We start from the raw sequence: 19,387 nt of genomic DNA, 5'->3' as shown, positions 1-19,387 counted from the left end.
TTTTCTGTTCCTTTTAGTGTCTGGCCTGTAATGAATTAAGCGCCCGCATGTCGTGGGTTTTTAATAAATTACAGGCCAGATATGGAAGGATTGGGCAATTACGATGCATACTCCGACGAACAGCTCCTGGTACCCCTTGCCTCCGGCGATGTGGCCGCGTTCGAAGAATTGTACCACCGCCACTGGCAAAGCATGTACCGTTTCGCCTGGAACATCCTGAAAGAAGAAGCCGCAGCCACCGATCTTGTGCAGGATGTATTCCTTTGGTTGTGGACACACCGGGCAACCGCAAATATCTCCCACGTAAAAGCATACCTGCACGGCGCCATTAAATTCAAGGCCGCGAACTATATCCGTTCCGGGAAAGTACGCGATAGTTTTTTTGAAGAAGTACGCCTGAAACATGCAGAACCTACCAGCGATTCCATTGAAGAGGCCTTAGAGATCAGGGAACTGAAAGCCATCATCGCCCACGCCGTAAACCAACTCCCCGACAAATGCAGGGAGATATTCATCCTTAGCCGGGATCATGGGCTTTCACACCGGGAAATCGCGGCGCAATTAGGATTGTCCGTTAAAACAGTGGAAAACCAGGTAGGTATCGCGTTGAAAAAGATCCGCACCTCCATTGATATGCGTTCCGGCGAAAAAGGATGGAACATGGCTGCTTCTCCCAAAATGTTGCTGGAGGTGGTGCTCCTTTCCGGTTATGGTTCCTTTGCATCCTGAGCCGCCGCCTTCTGTGCAAGATAGCCCGCCGAAATCAGTTGGAGCGCATGGTACATCATAACGGGCAGGAGGAACAGGCCAGCATGAGCAGAATCCTGGAACAACACACTGCTCATTACCGTCCCGTGTACCAGTGACTTTTTCGAAGCGCAGAACTGCGCGGTAATCGTATCTTTCTGATCGAGGTTTATTTTTCGGGCTACCATTCCCGTTAGTAAGTAGATGGCCCAGAAAAGTAAAGCCATGCCCAGCATCAGGTAGAGCACATGTGCTGTGGGCAGATCGCTGAAGGCTCTGTGGTAGAAAGATTCACAGAATGATGCGTAAACAATAAGCAGGATCACACCCTGGTCGCTCCATTTAAGGAACCGGGCATTCTTTTTAGCCCATCCGCCCCAGGATTTGTGCAGGATCTGTCCCAGTATCACCGGTAATACCACCTGGTACCCCAACTTTAAAAAGATGGCTCCTGAATCGAAATCTCCATCCTGCGAAAGGAAGAGCGACATCCACAAAGGGGTAAGCACAATCCCGGCCAGACTGGAAACACCTGCATTCAATATGGCGCCGGGTACATTACCGCCCGCTATGGAAACCATCACCACTGAAGATGATACCGTGGAAGGGAGTGCGCATAAAAAAAAGATGGCGAGCCATAAGTCGTGCTGCGCTGAACCGAAAAACGGTTTTACCAGCAAGGCCAGTAACGGGAACAGTAAGAATGTTGCCGTTTGAATCAACAGGTGCAGTCTCGTGTTGCGCATGCCTGCTTTCCATTGCTCCGGGCTCAGTTTGAGACCGTACAGGAAAAAGGTGAGACATACACCCCAGAAGCCGGCGGTATCAAGCGCTTTCGCACCGGTTGTCGCGCCCCATGAAGGATACACCCAGGCAGCTACAATAACGGCCAGCAAAGCCAGCACGAATTGTTGGGAAATAAGGATATGCCGCAGATAGCGTAGCGTTGCCTTCATCATGTAATAAAGTTCGGATCTGGTGGCGAAGGTAGAACATCGGGAAGAATCGCACGCTTCGTACTTGCTATTTTATAGCGGTGATAAGTCTGGTCAGCTGAAATTCGTTGTATCTTAGCGGGCAAACACCTTTCATGCGCAAACTTTTTTTGTTGTTGCTAACCTTGTGCTGCATGCAGTATCTGTCCGCGCAGCAGTTTACGACTAAATCAAACGGTAAAATCAGGCTCACAGATGCAGGCGCAGCCTTCTTCGCTTCGCTTCCGCTGAAATGCCTGAACAAGGAATATCCTTATAAAACGGGTATTGTATTTGGGAATGAAACGCAGGTGACCGCGCCCAAAAATTACCATCCCGCATTCTTCGGGTGTTTCGATTGGCACTCCAGTGTGCATGGTCATTGGGTGTTGGTGAAGATGCTTCGGCATTTCCCTTCCATTCCGCAGGCCGTTACCATTAAGCAGCAACTCTCTGAACATCTGTCAAAAGAAAATATAGAAAAGGAATTGCAGTTGTTCAGTGGTGAGAATGCCAGTTTTGAACGCATCTATGGCTGGGCCTGGTTCCTGCAACTGCACCGCGAACTCGTGCTGTGGAACGATCCCTGGGCGCAACAACTGGCCACGAACCTTGAGCCGTTGAGCAAACATTTTGCTTCGGCTTGGATCAGTTTTCTTTCACGACTGGCTTATCCGATCAGGGTGGGGGAGCATACCAATCTCGCGTTCGGACTCAACCTTACCTGGGACTATGCGGAAACCGTGAAAGATACTGCGCTCCAGCAGTCCATCAGTAAAGCGGCTTTCCGTTTCTATGGAAATGATGTAAATGCGCCGATTGTATATGAACCGGGCGGTTACGATTTTTTAAGTCCATCCCTGGAAGAAGCGCGGTTGATGTCGAAGCTGATGCCGGCTTCCGCTTACCGGCCCTGGCTGAAGCAGTTTCTTCCCCAATTATTCACGGATCCCGCTGCCGTATTAAAAATAGCGATCGTGAACGACCGTACAGATGGCAAACTCGTGCATCTTGATGGGCTTAACCTGAGCCGTTCCTGGTGCCTGAACGCCATTGCGGAGAAATTGCCGGTGCAGGAAGGGCTTCCACTGAAGAGACTGGCGGAAAAGCACCTGGAAGCGGCGTTGCCCAATGTGGCTTCCGGAGATTATGCAGGGGAACACTGGCTTGCTTCATTCGCTACCTACGCCTTGATGCCATAAACAAAAGAGAGGGCGTTTCAAGGCGCCCTCTTCAAGATAAAACAAGGATAACTCTAAATATCGGGTGGGTTATCCTCACGCTTTTAAAATTACAAAAAAAAATCGCGATAAAACAACCATCAAACGTTTGAAGGGGGGCGGCGTTTTATTTTTCTGTACTTTCCTACCTAAAATCGTTTGCTATATGTTGAAGAACTTACTAGTTGCCGCGACTTTCCTGGTGGGCGCGGCCGGGTCGCAGGCTCAGAATGCGGCATTTACACCCTTGTTTAACGGAAAAGATTTGTCAGGATGGAAACAACTGGGCGGCAAAGCGCAGTATGTGGTAGAAAATGGCACCATCACCGGGATTACCGTTCCCAAAACGCCCAACTCCTTTCTTGTAACGGAAAAAGAATACGGAGACTTTATTCTTGAACTGGATATGTGGATGGACAGTGCCGCGAACAGTGGCATCCAGGTCCGTAGTTTGTCGAAGCCCGATTACCTCGATGGGCGCGTACACGGCTACCAGGTGGAAGTGGATCCTTCTGAACGCGGCTGGAGCGGCGGCGTGTATGATGAGTCGCGCAGGGGCTGGTTGTACCCTATGGAACTCAACCCTTCTTCCAAAAAACTGTTTAAACTGGGTGCATGGAACCATTACAGGATCGAGTTCGTAGGCAATACGCTGCGCACTTTCCTGAATGGAAAACCCGCCGCTTATGTGATTGATGACGCCAATAATAAAGGCTTCATCGCTTTGCAGGTGCATTCTATCGGCAATGAAAAAGAAGCCGGAAGGAAGATTCGCTGGAAGAATGTACGCATTCAGACAAAAAACGTAAAACCTACAGCATACGACGGCAAGATGAAGGTCGTGAACATGCTGCCCAATAATCTTTCAGCAGAAGAAAAGAAAAGCGGTTATACCTTACTGTGGGACGGTGTTTCCACCAAAGGCTGGAAGGGTGCATATAAAAATACTTTCCCTGAAAAAGGCTGGAAAATTGAGAATGGCGAACTCGTGGTGCTGTCTTCCAATGGTGGTGAATCTACCAACGGCGGAGACATCGTTACTGAAAAAAAGTTCAGCGCCTTCGTGCTTGAATTCGATTTTAAATTATCGAAAGGCGCCAACAGCGGTGTGAAATATTTCGTAACGGAATCTGAAAACAATGCCGGCTCCGCGATTGGTCTTGAGTTCCAGGTGCTGGACGATGCCGTTCACCCCGATGCTAAAATGGGCGCTGCAGGAAACCGGACCATCGCTTCCTTGTACGATCTTATTCCTTCTTACAAACATCCCAATGCCATTAAACCTGTTGGTGAATGGAACAAGGGGATGGTAGTGGTGTATCCCGATAACCGTGTGGAGCACTGGCTGAACGGTGTACGTGTGTTGCATTATGAGCGGGGCAGCCAATATTTCATCGGGCTGGTGGCCAGGAGCAAATATGCCCAGTGGAAGGATTTCGGCATGGCGAAAGAAGGCCGGATATTGCTTCAGGATCATGGCGATGAAGTACGTTTCAGAAGCATCAAAATAAAAACCCTCTAAACAATTTAACACTCAAAACGATTCGCTATGCAAGATTCACGCAGAAAATTCATCAGGAACGGCGCTTTGGCCGCCACCGGGGTATGGATGGGATTACCCGGTTTTTCCGCAAAAAGTTATAACAATATACTTGGTTCGAACGACCGGTTGCGCGTTGGCGTGGTCGGTTTCTCCGATCGTTTCAAAGATGCCCTGTTCCCTTCGTTCCAGGCCCATAAAGGCGCCTTCAACGCGGAGATCGTAGCTATTTCAGATATCTGGAAACTTCGGCGCGAAGAAGGCACGGAGTGGCTCAAAAGTCGCACTGGACAAGCAGTTCAACCTTTCGTTAATAACGAGGCGCTGTACAATAGTAAGTCGGTGGATGCGGTTATCATCAGTACAGCGGACTTCCAGCACGCACTGCACGCCATTGAGGCCGTGAAAGCGGGGTGTGACGCTTATGTGGAGAAGCCTTTCGCGGAAACGATGAGCGACAACCGTGCCGCGCTGAAAGCGATTCAGGCGAGTAAAAAAATAGTGCAGATCGGCTCTCAACGCCGGAGTGGCGGTAACTACCACGCGGCCAACGAATACATTAAAAGCGGTAAGTTCGGGAACATCACCATGGTTGACCTGGTATGGAACGTGAACCAGCCCGGCAGATGGCGCCGCCCCGAACTGGTGGCGCAATGCAAGGAGGCGGACCTTGATTGGAAGCGGTTCCTCCTGAACCGTCCGTTTGAAAACTTTGATCCCCGCAAATACCTTGAATACCGCCTTTTCTGGCCTTATTCTTCGGGCATGCCCGGGCAATGGATGAGCCATCAGATTGATACGGTACACTGGTTCTCCGGACTCAAACATCCGCGCAGTGTCGTCGCCAATGGCGGGATTTACCAATGGAAAGACGGGCGTCGCAACTGGGATACCACCACCGCCGTATTTGATTACGGCTCCGATGATGGCAAACAGGGCTTCCAGGTGGTATTCAGGTCAAGGATGCACAACAGTGTTGGCGGAGTGGGAGAAGTGTATTACTCCAATGGCGGTGAACTCAACCTCATGACGAATACCATTTCCCCGAAGGGAGGCCTCCAGGCAGGAGATGCCCGGGCTATGGGTATGGAAGCCAACCTGCTGCCCAACCTGAAACTTACTGAACTGGAAACGAAAGTGGAAACCGCCGCCAACGCCGGTGGTGATATGCTCACGTCCGGGCATATGCGCAACTGGCTGGAATGCGTGCGCTCCCGGAAAACGCCCAACGCTCCTGTAGAAGCCGGATACTATCATTCCATCGCGAACATTATGGTAAACGCTTCCGCCCGGATGGGCGCAAAAGCTACATTCGATGAAGCTACGCAGCAGGTGATGGTGAACGGGAAGGCTTTCGAACTCTAGTAATTAGGAGAAGTCCCGCTAAAATAACGATACCACTAATGGCCTGAACCGGCAGCAGTTTTTCACCCAGGAAAACTGCTGCCGCGATGGCGCTGAATAAAGGCAACAGGTTATATACCGCCGACGTATTGGTGGAACCGATCAGTTCCACGGCATTGTTCCAGCAATAATAAGAAAGCAGCGAAGCGCCAATGCCGATGTACGCGATTTGTCCCAGTGTTTCCCCATTGAAATGCAGTTCAGGCTCATAATAATACATTTCCACGCCCCAGAAGGGAAGCAGCATGATTGTTCCCGCCAGGAAAGTGAACAGCAGGACCGATCCCGGGCGGATACCGGGATTTTTCAGTTTCAACAGAACAGTGTAGAATGAAAACAGGAAGGCTCCACCCGCCATCAGCAGGTCGCCTTTGCTGAAACGCAGGCTGGTAAGGGCCGACAGGTCTCCTTTGGTGATCAGCAGCAACAACCCGGCAATCACTACTACAAAGCCGGTTGAACGCAGTGCGCCAAACTTTTCCCTGAAAATGAATTTATTGAGCAGCGCTACGAATAACGGTCCCGATATGGCGATGAGCGACATGTTTACCGCAGAAGTATGATGCGCCGCCATGTACAATAATGTATTGAATACCGAGATCCCCAGAAAAGAGATTGGTATAAGTAACTTCAGTTGTTTGCGTATCATTGGCCAGTCGGCAATAAGTCCTTTCCAGGCGAAAGGCAGCAGCACCAGCGCCGCGGTTCCCCACCGGAACACAGATAAACTCACCGGGGGAATATTGTCTTTTAATCCTCTCGCCACAATAAAGTTCCCCGACCATATAACCGTGGCCGCCAGGGCCAACAGGTAGCCGCGGTATTTGCGTGATGTCAGCATAAGGAAGGCAAAAGTAAAGAATCGCAAAAACTTTTACCTTTAACGGGTATGGATTCACTAACGCATATTGTGCTGGGTGCCTGCGTAGGCGAACTGGTGGCCGGAAAACAATTGGGGAAAAGAGCGCTGTTGTTCGGGGCCGCCGCCCAGAGTTTGCCGGATATCGACTTTGTCGCGTCTCCTTTCCTGGATGCTTCCAGCGACCTCATTGCGCACCGGGGCATCACGCATTCCTGGTTTTTTGTGGTCATTTGCACGGCCTTCCTGGTATGGGCCAGCCGGAAACTTTTTCCGAAGACCACCATGACCAATAAACGATGGGCCATGTTGTGGGGCTTCGAAATGGCCATCCACCTGTTGCTGGATGCCTGTAATGTATATGGAACCGCCTGGTGGCTGCCGTTTTCAAACGAAAGGGTGGCGTTTAATCTTTTGTACGTGGCTGATCCGTTGTTCACGATTGTTCCGCTTATCGCAACGTTATTGTTGTGGTGGAAGAGAAGCCCCGAGTTCAAAAGGCAACGATGGGCAAGGATTAGTTTGTTCGTGTGCATAGGTTATATCCTGGTAAGCATGGGGCACAAACACAAAGTGGATGAAGCCGTGCAATTGGCAGCCGCAGAACAGCAAATTCCTGTGAAGAAATTCTTCAGCACGCCAACGCCTTTTAATATCCTCATGTACTATAGCCTGGCGGAGACCGACAGCGGCTATTACGTGAATTACCGCTCTGTATTTGACAAGGATCAACCTGATCCGTTCCGGTTCTACCCAAAAAATGAGCCGTTGCTTCAACAAGCTCGGAATCAAAAAGAAGTGAAAAATCTCCGGCTTTTTTCGCAGGGATGGTATACCGTTGAAAAGCAAAATGATACCCTCGTTTTTAACGACCTGCGCTTCGGTCAGATCAATGGCTGGAAGTACCGCGATGCCGGTTTCACCTTTTATTATTACCTCGACCGGCCCGATGCCAATGGCCTGGTGGTGCAGCGGGGCAGACTCAAAAACTGGAACGGGGATGTCGTGCAGGAGTATGTCAACCGGCTGTTCGGCATGAAGAAATAAACCCGTTATCCTGGGGTAATCGGCTTCAATTGTTCGTCATTGAAAGAAATACTCATTTCAATCAAATTGCGAACGTATGAAGAAACTATTGCTGGCTTTTTTATCTATTCCGATCGCCTTTATTGCCACTGCGCAAGGAGTTGAGTTCAAAACCGGTTCCTGGGACGAGGTCGTGGCACTGGCAAAAAAGGAGAATAAACTGCTTTTCGTGGACCTGTATTTTGAAGGCTGCATGCCTTGTGCCCAGATGGATAAAACCACTTTTGTAGACCCCGCCATCAGTAAGTTCATCAACGAAGGGTTCATCAGCTATAAAACTGATGTGATGAAAGAAGAAGACGGAAAAGAATTGTGTGTACGGTACGCCGCAGGTGGATTTCCCACCTACCTGTTTCTTTCTCCCGATGGGAAAGCCCTGGATGTGTTCAGTGGATATACTGCTGCGGAAAGATTCCAAACATTGGCTACGGCTGCGGTAGCGCACAACAAAAAGAAAAAATTCCTCGCGTACAGCGTGAACGGCGCTATGGAAAATTACCCGGCATTTTATGCCGGCCCTTACCTGGATCGTCAGAAAAAAGCGGATCCTAGCGCTGCGATGGCCTTTCTGGAGCAGCAAAAAGACCTTCAGTCGGAGCATGCGTTTCTTGTAATGTCGAGAATGTCCCTGAACGAAAAGTACAGTGCTTTTTTCCTGGAACATGCACAGGAACTGGCTGTAAAGTATGGCCGGATGCCGGTAAGAAACAAACTCATCGATATTGTAGGGAAGAAGGCCACAACAATGGGCGCAAAAGGCAACCGGGCAGGTTTTGATGCATTGGTGCTGGCGGCGAAGCCCGTATTTACTGAAAAAGAATGGAGGCGTTTCCACAAAATTTTCATGGAAAGCTATTTTAAATCAGGCCAGGACATGAAGGGGCTCGCGGAATTTATGGTTTCCAGTGGTCATTATGATTGGGAAGATAAGGTTACGGCTGTGGCACAACTCAGTAACAGTAAACTTTCTGCGGAAAAATGGTCCCCGTTCCTCCAAGTGCTTACAGATAAGGAAATTCCTGCATTTGAAAAGGCTTACGCCCAGGCTTTTGTTTTTTACAAACTGGACGATAAGTCCGGTGCATTGTCGGCCATAAAAGAGGCTGTTTCCGCGCCGGGTGGTAAACCGCATGAGGTGGAAAACGCGAAAAAGTTCATGGACTGGCTGGCGGCCGGAGCATCCACGGTGTTTACACCGGTTCCCGTTTACCGGAATAAGCCGTTGCTGAGCGAATAAAGTGCCTGGGAGGGCTGGAAAACGGAACATGGCGGGTACCCGGTGCCACCGACGTTGTTTTCTCTGGCGGGTAACCGTGTTTTTCTCCCGGCAAACTGGTGCTTTTCCCTGGTGTGAAAAGTTGTTTTTCCCCACTATTGGTATCCCGATGGTGGGGATTTCTTTTAACCAAATTCTTCCCATCTCTCTATATTTGCACCATGCAGCAATACCTTCAGCTTGTTCAACACATCCTCGACCATGGCGCGGAAAAGTCTGACAGAACTGGCACCGGAACATTGAGTTGTTTCGGCTACCAGATGCGTTTCGATCTTTCCGAAGGCTTTCCTCTGGTGACCACCAAAAAACTTCACCTGAAAAGCATCATCCACGAACTGCTCTGGTTCCTGAAAGGAGAAACCAATATCGCCTACCTGAAGGAGCATGGTGTAAGCATCTGGGATGAGTGGGCCAACGCGGAAGGTGACCTCGGTCCCGTGTATGGAAAGCAATGGAGAAGCTGGACCGGGGCGGATGGCAAAACATCCGACCAAATCAAGGATGTGCTGCACCAACTCAAAAATAATCCCGACTCCCGGAGGATGATCGTTTCGGCCTGGAACGTGGCGGAATTGCCCGAAATGGCGCTGATGCCCTGCCACGCGCTTTTCCAGTTCTATGTAGCCCCGGCAAAAAACGGGGGAAAACCCAAACTCAGCTGCCAGTTGTACCAGCGCAGCGCGGATGTTTTCCTTGGCGTTCCTTTTAATATTGCCTCTTATGCGTTACTCACCATGATGATGGCGCAGGTTTGTGATATGGAGCCCGGCGATTTTGTCCACAGCTTTGGCGATGTGCACCTGTACAGTAATCACCTGGAACAGGCTAAGCTGCAACTGAGCCGTACCCCGAACCCGCTGCCACAAATGAAACTGAATCCTGAGGTGAAGGACCTGTTCAGCTTCCGGTTCGAAGATTTTACCCTCGAAAATTACCAGCCACATCCCGCCATTAAAGCGCCGGTGGCTGTATGATAGTTATGGAGAAACATGGAATGCGTGTATCACTTGTAGTGGCCGCCGCTGAAAACAATGCCATTGGCCGCAACAACGAACTTATATGGAAGCTCTCGGCTGATCTGAAGTTTTTTAAACACCTTACCTGGGCCATGCCCGTGGTAATGGGTAGAAAAACCTTCGATTCGGTGGGAAAGCCCCTGAACGGGCGCATCAACATCGTGATTACCCGGCAGCAGGACTGGGCATCAGAGGGCGTACAGGTAGCTTCATCCCTGGAAGAAGCCCTGGCGCTTGCCGCGGATGCCGATTGTAAAGAAGTATTCATTATCGGAGGCGCTGAAATATATAGGCAGTCACTGCCTTTCGCTGATCGGGTTTATCTCACCCGCGTGCAGGTTGCGCCCGAAGCGGATGCTTTTTTCCCGGCACTCTCCCCTGGCGAATGGAAACTGGTGGCCGATGAGCCCAGAAAAGCCGATGCAAAAAACGAATACGATTTTCGTTTCCAAACCTGGGATAGAACCTGATACCATGTATTCCGCCCCCGCACTCGCAAAAAAATATATTCAGTATTACCTCTCCGCTTCAAATGGTAAGGGGCACGGCATTCATTCCCCCTTTGTTTACGATTTCGTGACCGCCGTATTGAACGATAAGCGTCACTATTATGCTTATACGCAGGTGGAACAATTGAGGGACGCACTGAAGGCCGACCAGGAAGCGCTTGAGATTGTGGATATGGGAGCCGGAAGTATTTCAGGAAATACCACCCGCAGAACCGTAGCGTCTATTGTCAGGAATGCGGCCAAATCGCGGAAACTGGCGCAATTGCTGTTCCGGGTGGCCAACCATTATGGAGCCGACCATATGCTGGAACTAGGCACTTCCCTTGGCATCACCACCTCGTACCTGGCTTTGGCGCGTTTAGGGGGGACCGTTACCACCATTGAGGGCGCTCCTGCCATCGCAGCCGCGGCCGCACGGAGTTTTCAGGCGCTGGGCTTGCGCAATGTAGCGCAGCTCACTGGGAACTTTGATGAAGTGCTTCCCGCGCTCCTGCCGCCGCAGGAGGCTTACGATTTTGTTTATATCGACGGTAACCACAGGAAAGAACCCACGTTACGCTATTTTCAGCAGTTACTTCCGAATATGTCCGGCCATTCCGTGATGATATTTGATGATATCCATTGGAGCCGGGAAATGGAAGAAGCCTGGGAAGAGATCAAACAACATTCTGCGGTAATGCTGAGCATTGATCTTTTCTTCCTCGGTTTTGTATTTTTCCGCCCCGGGTTCCTGGTGAAACAACACTTTACCATCCGGTACTGATCTTTCAATTTTCTTCCTGAAATCAGGAACACGAATCCATAAAAAGATGTAACTTCTATCCCGAACCGAAGCCGGTGTATCCGGCAGGAAACAATCAAATATGCCGGGGATGAAAATTGGTATCCTGAAGGAAAACGACGGAGAAAAAAGAGTGTCTATGCTGCCCGAGGCGGTCAAGCAACTGATTGCGGGCGGAGCAGAAGTGCTGGTGGAAGAAAAGGCGGGTCTTGCAGGGGCTGCTCCCGATGAGGGATATGCGCAGGCCGGGGCCAGGGTCGCCAGCAGGCAAACTGTTCTGGAAGAAGCCGATCTGTTATTATCTATCCATCTTCCCAACAATCTTTCAGCTATTCCTTCAGGTAAATGGCTTTGCGGAACTTTTCAACCTTTGTTCCGCTTCGATGCCATGCAGCAACTCGCGGAGAAAAATACCACTGTTTTTAGTATGGATATGCTGCCGCGCACCACGCGTGCGCAAAGTATGGATGTACTCAGTTCCCAGGCCAATATCGCCGGGTACAGGGCGGTATTACTTGCGGCGCATTTGTATCCCCGTTATTTCCCGATGCTGATGACGGCGGCAGGATCCGTTCCACCCGCGAAAATGCTTATACTTGGCGCAGGTGTGGCCGGATTGCAGGCCATTGCTACCGGTCGCAGATTGGGGGCCGTGGTGGAGGTGTTTGATACGAGACCCGCGGTGAAAGAAGAAGTAATGAGCCTGGGTGCGAAATTCGTGGAAGTGGAAGGTGCTGCGGACGCGTCTTTAGCAGGCGGTTACGCTGTGGAGCAGTCAGAAGATTTTAAAAGAAGACAACAGGAACGCATCGCGGAAAGCATCCGGAAAGCCGATGTGGTGATTACCACCGCGCAGATACCTGGTAAGGCGGCACCACTTCTCGTTACAGAAGAGATGATCCGTTCCATGCGACAGGGTTCGGTGATCGTGGACCTGGCCGCTGCAACAGGAGGCAATACGGCGCAAACAAAGAACAATGAAACGCTTGTTGTGCATGGCGTTACGATTGCCGGTTATTCCAATCTTGCGGGAGAAATGCCTTTTGACGCCAGCAGGTTGTACGGCAAGAACCTCCTTAATTTCTTTGCGCTGTTTAAAAAAGAAAACAGCAAATGGGAAGCCCCTTTTGAAGATGAACTGATCAAAGGCACCTGCATTACCCTTAACGGAGCGGTGGTGCATGAAAGAATACAAACATTGTTGACCAAATAATACAAGCCATGTCGAATTTCCTGAACTGGATGGTAATATACCAGGAACTGATTTACATCGTGATACTCATGATTTTTCTGGGCATCGAAGTGATTGGTCGTGTGCCGTCGGTGCTGCATACGCCATTAATGAGTGGGGCGAATGCCATACATGGCGTGGTGATCATCGGTGCCATTATCGTGATGGGCAAGGCGGCACCGGATAATTATGCCGCGCTGATACTTGGTTTCCTGGCAGTGATACTCGGAACGGTGAACGTGGTGGGTGGTTTTGTGGTAACGGATCGTATGCTGGAAATGTTCCGGAAAAAGAAACAATCCTGAATTTAATAGCAAGGACAAAAACATTATTATGGGAAACTCAATGCTGATGCTGGCTTATCTCCTTGCTTCCATCAGTTTCATCGTGGGATTGAAGATGCTTTCTCACCCTGAAACTGCAAAAAAAGGCAACCTGATTGCAGGAGCAGGCATGTTCATAGCAATACTTGCGACGATCTTTTTGTACGAAGAAGAGGGACAAACGCTTGGTAATTATGGCTGGATATTTTCCGGCCTGCTGATCGGTTCCGTGATCGGGTGGATGGCCGCCAAAAAAGTGCAGATGACCGCGATGCCTGAAATGGTGAGTCTTTTTAACGGCATGGGCGGGGCTTGCGCGGCGTTGATTTCACTGGTAGAATTCGCGCACCTCCAGGATATGGTAAATATTGCGGGCGCTTCGATCCAGGTTTCCGGTACGCTTGAAGCACTGCCCGATGAATGGAGAGATGTATTGTACAGCAATAAGATCACGCCCGTTTCGCTGTGGATTATCGTTGCGGGCCTGGTAATCGGCTCTGTATCTTTTGCCGGAAGTATGATTGCATGGGGAAAATTGCGCGGTAAAATAAAAGACATCCGCTTCAAAGGGCAGCAGGCGCTGAGTTTGCTGATGTTGGGCGTGATGGTGTTGATGGCCATTTTGTTGTGGTGGAACGCCTCGATTATTGGCGCTGACAGTGAATCAGATTTACTAACCAACGCGGCGTTATTCTATGGATTATTCGCCGTAGCATTGTTGTATGGCGTATTCTTCGTGTTGCCGATCGGCGGGGCGGATATGCCTGTTGTGATTTCCCTGCTGAATTCGTTTACAGGTGTTGCCGCGGCCTGCGGTGGATTTCTATATGAAAATAAGGCCATGCTTACCGGGGGAATACTGGTGGGTGCCGCAGGAACATTGCTCACCATCCTGATGTGCAGGGCGATGAACCGTTCCCTCAAAAATGTATTGCTGGGCTCATTCGGGGCCACTGGCGCACAAGCCGTTCAATCAGGAGAGCAGGGCAGCTATAAAGAGATATCGCTGAACGATGCCGCGATGATGATGAATTATGCCGAGCGCGTAATGATTGTTCCGGGCTACGGTCTGGCGGTGGCGCAGGCGCAACATGCCTGCCATGAGCTGGAGAAATTATTGTCTGCGAGAGGTGTGGAAGTCGGCTACGCTATTCACCCTGTTGCGGGACGGATGCCCGGGCACATGAATGTATTACTTGCGGAAGCGGATGTTCCTTATGAAAAGTTGCTTGAAATGGAAGCGGCCAACGAACTGTTTCCCCGCACCGATGTGGTGCTTGTACTGGGGGCCAACGATGTGGTGAATCCTGCTGCGAAATCTGATCCTGCTTCTCCCATATATGGAATGCCTATTCTAGAAGTCGAACTCGCCAAACAGGTGATCGTGAACAAACGTTCCATGAAACCGGGCTACGCCGGAATTGAAAACGAACTCTTCTTCAAACCGAAAACCTCCATGTTGTTCGGCGACGCGAAAAAAGTATTGCAGGAACTGGTCGCCGCCCTGAAAGATATATAGTGATGTTTACGTTGCGTCGTAGCGACGTTGCGAGAAACAAAACAGCGCATTGCGAGGCACGAAGCAATTGAGAGAAATAAAAACTATAAAACATACTCCAATAAATATCACCTCCAAAGAAACTCCCGAACAACTTACCTTTGTCCCATGCTTCAAGAACTCAGGATCGTATTCATGGGCACGCCCGAATTCGCCGTCGCTTCCTTAAATGCTTTATTAAATGCGGGCTGTAACATCGTAGGCGTGGTTACTGCGCCGGATAAGCCCGCAGGGAGAGGGATGAAACTCACACAGAGCGCGGTAAAACAATATGCGGAAGAAAAGGGGTTACATATACTGCAACCTGTAAAGTTGAAAGATCCGGTATTCATCGAGGAACTTCACGCATTGAAAGCTGATGTGCAGGTAGTGGTCGCTTTCCGGATGTTACCCGAAGTGGTATGGAACATGCCGCCGATGGGCACCATCAATGTGCACGGTTCTTTGTTGCCGCAATACCGTGGCGCGGCTCCCATTAACTGGGCCGTGATGAATGGTGAAAAAGAAACGGGCGTCACCACGTTCCGCCTGCAACATGCTATTGATACAGGAAACATATTACTTCGTGAAATTATTCCCATCGGACCGGAAGAAACAGCGGGAGAAGTGCATGACCGGATGAAAGAGATTGGTGCGGCCCTCTTGGTGAAAACGCTGGAAGGTATTGCCGCTGGAAGTTTGGAGGGTATTCCCCAGGAGCAGTTTGATATTCCGGAAACCGAGGTGAAGCATGCGCCGAAAATATTCACGGAAACCTGTAAGCTGGATTGGGAACGTTCCGCGAAGGAACTCCACGACCAGATCAGAGGTTTATCGCCTTTCCCCGGCGCTTTTACGATTTTGCAGGAGAAAACGATGAAGATTTACAAATCCAGATATGAATTGAAGCAACATGCCGAAACACCTGGCAATTGGAGCACAGATCATAAAACCTGGCTCCGTTTCACTACACGCGATGGTTACATTTATCCGCTTTTGTTACAGCCTGAAGGGAAAAAAAGAATGGCCACGGAAGATTTTTTAAGAGGCTTCCGCGGCTGATGCGTTATTGCGAGATTTCCACGTTGAATTTACTGTCTTCCTTTACGCCCAGTTCCGCGGCCGCCGCATTGCTGAGCCTGAAGCTCAACCCACTGTTCTGGCGCAGGTCAGGGACTTCTCCCAGCACTTTTGCGTAGATTGTTTTATTAGAACCGATATTGGTGATCTTCACCAGTGTCCCGGGCTGCGCACTGTTCATCAGGATATAAAATTTACCATCCTGCCAGCCGCTCGTGCTTTTGAAGATGGCGCCACTGAGTGTGGTGGTTTTTACTGTTCTGCCGGAGCGGATTTCATCTTCATAAGCACGTTGGAAATAGCTGGAGCCTTTGGGTGTATAAACAGGCTGTGTTTTCACCACAGGCTTTGTTTCTTCTTTTACGACGGGTTTAGACTCTTCTTTGACTACTGGCGGTGCTGTTTCCTTTTTCTCTTCTGTTTTTACCACCACTTCCTCCTTCACGGGGTTAGTAGTAACAGGTTCTGTTTTTACTGGAGCATTGTTGTTCGCGGCGGCCATACCGTCACCTGCGCCTGTAATATAGCCGATGATCAGTGGTTGCCCCACTGTAAGCGTTTCTCCCGGTAGTCCGTTCCACTTTTTCAGCGCGTCATAAGTTACTTTGTTGTGGTTAAGGCTTACCCGGTACATGCCTTCTTTTTCTTTCACCGTATAATAAACGGGGACGGCGCCTGGTTTTGAGGCCGCGTTGATGTCCTGTGAAAAATTAGAAGCCAGCGGTATTTTGATGGTCTGTCCGATGGAAAGTCCTTGTGTTGCCTGCATTCCGTTGAAAGCCGCGAGATCTTTCGGTGCGATATTGTACATTCTCCCGATGCTGTAAAGTCCTTCTTTGGCCGCTACAGTATGGTTCAGGTACAATGTACCGGTACCACTTCCCTGTACCAGGTTCTTTTGTGCGGAAACGCTGGCGGCAAACAATAAGGCAAGTCCAAAAACGATCATTTTTCTCCTCATACGGTTCAACTTTATGCCCTGCAAAGATGGGCAAATTATGTTTAAGTTCTTTCTAAAATACCCTTTCGTGCTCTTCAGGGGCTTAGTCGTTCTTTACGGTATATTAAAATTTTCTTTGCGCTGCTCAGCGCAACCGCGCAAATATCATACCTCAATAGCGGCCATCGGCTTTTTTAAGAATACGCCATGCTGCAGGGTAATAATTATTCACTCTGTTGGATAGCGCTTTTATCCAGCCCAGCGGCACCCCGCCATACTTCACAATACCCCATCCCGTGAAGGGAGCCGTGGCCTGCATGTCTTCCTTCCTGAGGTAGGTCAATGCTTCCTGCAATGTCAGTTCCCATTCCGGGACGTCATGTCTTAACGACGGGCTCAGGGCAAGTGCATGTTCAGGTATCCACTCTTTCCGGGAGGGCATACCTGCCAATACACCTGCTTTCTTCAGGTAGAGGGCCGATTGTAGTAGTGCGATCTCTTCTTCCATACCTGCAGGCAACACGGCGTACTGCTGTCCTACGGGTAGTAGAGAGAACCGGAAATCCTTATCGAGCAAAGTTGCCACCTGTTGATATACCTGTGCGGGAACTGAGGTGGTTTTCCTGCCGGTATGTGTTCTTGATGGCTTTGCTGAACCGGTTGTTTTGGTGATGCAACAAAGATAGAAACCTTCTCCTTTTATCCGATCAGGAAAAAAACGGTATCCATATCCGTTTTTTAACGGGGATTGCACCGCCATGATGCCCCAGTTGTCAGGAATATCCAATGGTACAGATTCGCCCCCAAGTTCTTCCAACATCCAGTCGGTGATGTGTTCATTCTCTTCGATGGAATAGGAACAAGTGGAGTAAATAAGGAATCCGCCTTCTTTCAAAGCGGGCCATACATCCGCCAGAATTCTTTGCTGGCGCTGGCTGCAGAGGGCAACGTTCTGCTCGCTCCATTCATCAATCGCCGCGGGATCTTTGCGGAACAAGCCTGATCCCGAGCAGGGGGCATCCACAACAATACCGTCAAAAAAGCCTTGCAGTTTCTGGAAATCGCGCGGATCATTGTTGCTTACTACTGTATTGGCGCCACCCCATTTTGTGAGGTTCTCTTCCAGTATGGCGGCCCTGCTTTTGATCACTTCATTGCTGACCAGTAAACTATTTTCAGCGAGGATGGATTGAATAAGGGTGGATTTCCCTCCCGGAGCCGCGCAGAGATCAAGTACTTTCAGTCCGGGGGCTTCCGCGCCACACGTTTTCAGGGCATGGGAAACAAACATGGAAGAGGCTTCCTGTACATAATACGCGCCACCGTGCAGCAAAGGGTCGAATATAAACGCGGGTCTTTCGTGGAGGTAATAACCATTTTCACACCAGGGAACCCGTTCCCCGAAAGGTGCTGGCGCAAGTGTTTCCGGAAAAGGTTTTAATGGGTTCAGCCGGATGGATACAGGGGGCTTTCCTTCGGCATGGGCCTCCAGGAAAGCATTTTCATCAAATCCATCCAAATTTCTCAGCGCGTGAACCAGTTGTTGCGGTACCAGACTCATACCACAAAGCTAAGTTGCGGGAACGGTTTTCCGGCATGTTGGTCAGGGATAGATCAGGTACTTTTTGCGGATGGATTTGAATTTATCCAGTGCGGGTTGCCATGATTTCCGGATGGCGGCTTCTGAAGTGCCATTTTTTATTTGCGCCATTAAAGCCGCGTTTCCGGCAAGTTTGTTGAAAAACAAACCGGTGGGGGCCGGGTTGAGCGTGGAAGATTTCAGGAAGAAATCTTTTTTCTCCGGGAACAGCCTGTAGGCTTCCAGCAGCCATTTCAGCTGAAGCTGTCCATTTATTTTCTGCAATGCCGATTCGGGTGTTCCGCTCAGGTTCCAACCATAACAAAGCTGGTTCAGTAACTTAGGATTGGCGGCACCCGGGCGACTCACGGGGGTGTAAGCGTACATGGTTTTGGGCAGATCGGGATGCCCGAAAACCTGGAATGCCTTATCTGTACCACGACCTTCATTCAGCGCCGTACCTTCAAAAAAGCAGGTGGAGGGATACAGGTAAATGGAAGTCATATCCGGCAGGTTGGGGGAGGGGGCAACGGGAAGCTTGTATTTGCTCTGATGGGTATAGCCGCTGCAAGGCACAACGGTAAGCGAAAAATTCTTCTTCTTTTTAGATAGAATAGAGGAGTCCAGCCATTTTTCTCCGAGCAGCATTTTGCCATATTCTCCGATCGTCATGCCATACACAACAGGAACAGGCTGCATGCCAATAAAGGAGCGAAAGGGCTTTTCCAGTACGGGTCCATCCACATAAAAACCATTTGGGTTGGGGCGGTCCAGTATCACCAGTGGTTTATCGAACTCGATGGCCGAAAGCATATATTCTTCCAACGATGAGATATAGGTGTAAAAACGGACACCAACATCCTGGATATCGAACACCATTATATCAATGTCTTTCAGATCAGCCGCTTCGGGCCTTCTTTTCTTTCCGTACAAAGAAACTATTTTGATGCCGGTCTGGGGATCAATAGCGGTATCGAATTTCTGGCCCGCGTCCATATCTCCCCTGAAACCGTGTTCCGGCGCGAAAATGGCGACTATATTTATATTGTTCCTTTTCAACACATCCACCAGGTGTTCTTTTCCCACCGTGGCGGTATGGTTGGCGAAAATACCTATCCGCTTGTTTTTCAGCAGGTGCAGGTATTTTTCAGGAGTTTCGGCGGCCGCAAGGATGGCTGGCTGGGCGGAAACACGACAGGAATGCAGCGATGCGGTTAAAAAAAAGCAGCAGGCTAAGCAAAGGAATATGGCTCTTGACATAACGGGAAATTCATCTGGTGTAGCC

General features: G+C 49.9%; 18 protein-coding genes. 13 read left to right on the top strand and 5 right to left on the bottom strand.

Annotated features, from left to right (window positions below; all coding sequences use genetic code 11):
- Positions 1-81: 81 nt before the first annotated feature.
- Positions 82-729 carry an RNA polymerase sigma-70 factor gene (locus M4J38_RS10755; RefSeq protein ID WP_251759567.1) on the top strand — a complete coding sequence of 216 codons (648 nt, stop codon included), beginning with the start codon at positions 82-84 and terminating at the stop codon, positions 727-729.
- Here M4J38_RS10755 and M4J38_RS10750 read toward each other — a convergent pair.
- Entirely contained in the window at positions 708-1,706 is a 999-nt protein-coding gene (locus tag M4J38_RS10750) for a bile acid:sodium symporter family protein (protein ID WP_251759566.1), read from the bottom strand. The genes M4J38_RS10755 and M4J38_RS10750 overlap by 22 nt on opposite strands.
- A 131-nt stretch (positions 1,707-1,837) precedes the next feature.
- Between M4J38_RS10750 and M4J38_RS10745 the strand changes: the two genes are divergently transcribed.
- The 3 genes from M4J38_RS10745 to M4J38_RS10735 all read left to right on the top strand — a co-directional run bounded on the left by M4J38_RS10745 (position 1,838) and on the right by M4J38_RS10735 (position 5,846).
- A complete protein-coding gene (locus tag M4J38_RS10745; RefSeq protein WP_251759565.1) occupies positions 1,838-2,923 on the top strand; it encodes a DUF2891 domain-containing protein in 1,086 nt (361 codons plus the stop codon).
- Between the two features lie 184 nt (positions 2,924-3,107).
- The gene (locus tag M4J38_RS10740) at positions 3,108-4,463 is read left to right on the top strand and encodes a DUF1080 domain-containing protein (RefSeq protein WP_251759564.1); all 1,356 of its coding nucleotides are present in this window, start codon (positions 3,108-3,110) and stop codon (positions 4,461-4,463) included.
- Between the two features lie 27 nt (positions 4,464-4,490).
- Complete coding sequence (locus M4J38_RS10735; protein WP_251759563.1) at positions 4,491-5,846, top strand: Gfo/Idh/MocA family protein; 1,356 nt, start codon at positions 4,491-4,493, stop codon at positions 5,844-5,846.
- Here M4J38_RS10735 and M4J38_RS10730 read toward each other — a convergent pair.
- Positions 5,803-6,726, bottom strand: a complete 924-nt coding sequence (locus M4J38_RS10730) for a DMT family transporter (RefSeq protein ID WP_251759562.1) — start codon at positions 6,724-6,726, stop codon at positions 5,803-5,805. The two genes, M4J38_RS10735 and M4J38_RS10730, sit on opposite strands and share 44 nt — an antisense overlap.
- A gap of 48 nt (positions 6,727-6,774) precedes the next feature.
- Here M4J38_RS10730 and M4J38_RS10725 point away from each other — a divergent pair, with 48 nt between their 5' ends.
- The 9 genes from M4J38_RS10725 to fmt all read left to right on the top strand — a co-directional run bounded on the left by M4J38_RS10725 (position 6,775) and on the right by fmt (position 15,565).
- Positions 6,775-7,791, top strand: coding sequence for a metal-dependent hydrolase (locus tag M4J38_RS10725; RefSeq protein ID WP_251759561.1), 1,017 nt, complete (start codon positions 6,775-6,777; stop codon positions 7,789-7,791).
- A 76-nt stretch (positions 7,792-7,867) separates the two neighbouring features.
- On the top strand, positions 7,868-9,067 hold the full coding sequence (locus M4J38_RS10720) for a thioredoxin fold domain-containing protein (RefSeq protein WP_251759560.1): 1,200 nt from the start codon (positions 7,868-7,870) through the stop codon (positions 9,065-9,067).
- Between the two features lie 200 nt (positions 9,068-9,267).
- A complete protein-coding gene (locus M4J38_RS10715) occupies positions 9,268-10,080 on the top strand; it encodes a thymidylate synthase (protein ID WP_251759559.1) in 813 nt (270 codons plus the stop codon).
- A gap of 20 nt (positions 10,081-10,100) precedes the next feature.
- A complete protein-coding gene (locus M4J38_RS10710; protein ID WP_251759558.1) occupies positions 10,101-10,592 on the top strand; it encodes a dihydrofolate reductase in 492 nt (163 codons plus the stop codon).
- Positions 10,525-11,394 (top strand): O-methyltransferase, encoded by an 870-nt coding sequence (locus M4J38_RS10705; protein WP_251759557.1) that lies wholly within the window; start codon positions 10,525-10,527, stop codon positions 11,392-11,394. The genes M4J38_RS10710 and M4J38_RS10705 overlap by 68 nt, the downstream gene beginning before the upstream one ends.
- A 109-nt stretch (positions 11,395-11,503) precedes the next feature.
- Entirely contained in the window at positions 11,504-12,625 is a 1,122-nt protein-coding gene (locus M4J38_RS10700) for a Re/Si-specific NAD(P)(+) transhydrogenase subunit alpha (protein WP_251759556.1), read from the top strand.
- Positions 12,626-12,633: 8 nt separating this feature from the next.
- Positions 12,634-12,948 (top strand): NAD(P) transhydrogenase subunit alpha, encoded by a 315-nt coding sequence (locus tag M4J38_RS10695; RefSeq protein WP_251759555.1) that lies wholly within the window; start codon positions 12,634-12,636, stop codon positions 12,946-12,948.
- A gap of 28 nt (positions 12,949-12,976) precedes the next feature.
- A complete protein-coding gene (locus M4J38_RS10690) occupies positions 12,977-14,485 on the top strand; it encodes an NAD(P)(+) transhydrogenase (Re/Si-specific) subunit beta (protein WP_251759554.1) in 1,509 nt (502 codons plus the stop codon).
- A 147-nt stretch (positions 14,486-14,632) separates the two neighbouring features.
- Positions 14,633-15,565, top strand: a complete 933-nt coding sequence (fmt, locus tag M4J38_RS10685) for a methionyl-tRNA formyltransferase (protein ID WP_251759553.1) — start codon at positions 14,633-14,635, stop codon at positions 15,563-15,565.
- Between the two features lie 4 nt (positions 15,566-15,569).
- Here the strand turns inward: fmt and M4J38_RS10680 are convergent, their stop codons facing one another.
- From M4J38_RS10680 to M4J38_RS10670, 3 genes are all read right to left on the bottom strand, one after another.
- Entirely contained in the window at positions 15,570-16,544 is a 975-nt protein-coding gene (locus tag M4J38_RS10680) for a LysM peptidoglycan-binding domain-containing protein (RefSeq protein ID WP_251759552.1), read from the bottom strand.
- 151 nt (positions 16,545-16,695) lie between these two features.
- Positions 16,696-18,084 carry an RNA methyltransferase gene (locus tag M4J38_RS10675; protein ID WP_251759551.1) on the bottom strand — a complete coding sequence of 463 codons (1,389 nt, stop codon included), beginning with the start codon at positions 18,082-18,084 and terminating at the stop codon, positions 16,696-16,698.
- Positions 18,085-18,126: 42 nt separating this feature from the next.
- Entirely contained in the window at positions 18,127-19,362 is a 1,236-nt protein-coding gene (locus M4J38_RS10670) for an exo-beta-N-acetylmuramidase NamZ domain-containing protein (protein ID WP_251759550.1), read from the bottom strand.
- Positions 19,363-19,387: the final 25 nt, after the last annotated feature.

It is taken from the genome of Parasegetibacter sp. NRK P23, from assembly GCF_023721715.1.
Taxonomy (GTDB): domain Bacteria; phylum Bacteroidota; class Bacteroidia; order Chitinophagales; family Chitinophagaceae; genus Parasegetibacter.
Note: the sequence above shows the minus strand (reverse complement) of the source record. Positions and strands in the feature narration are given on the sequence as shown.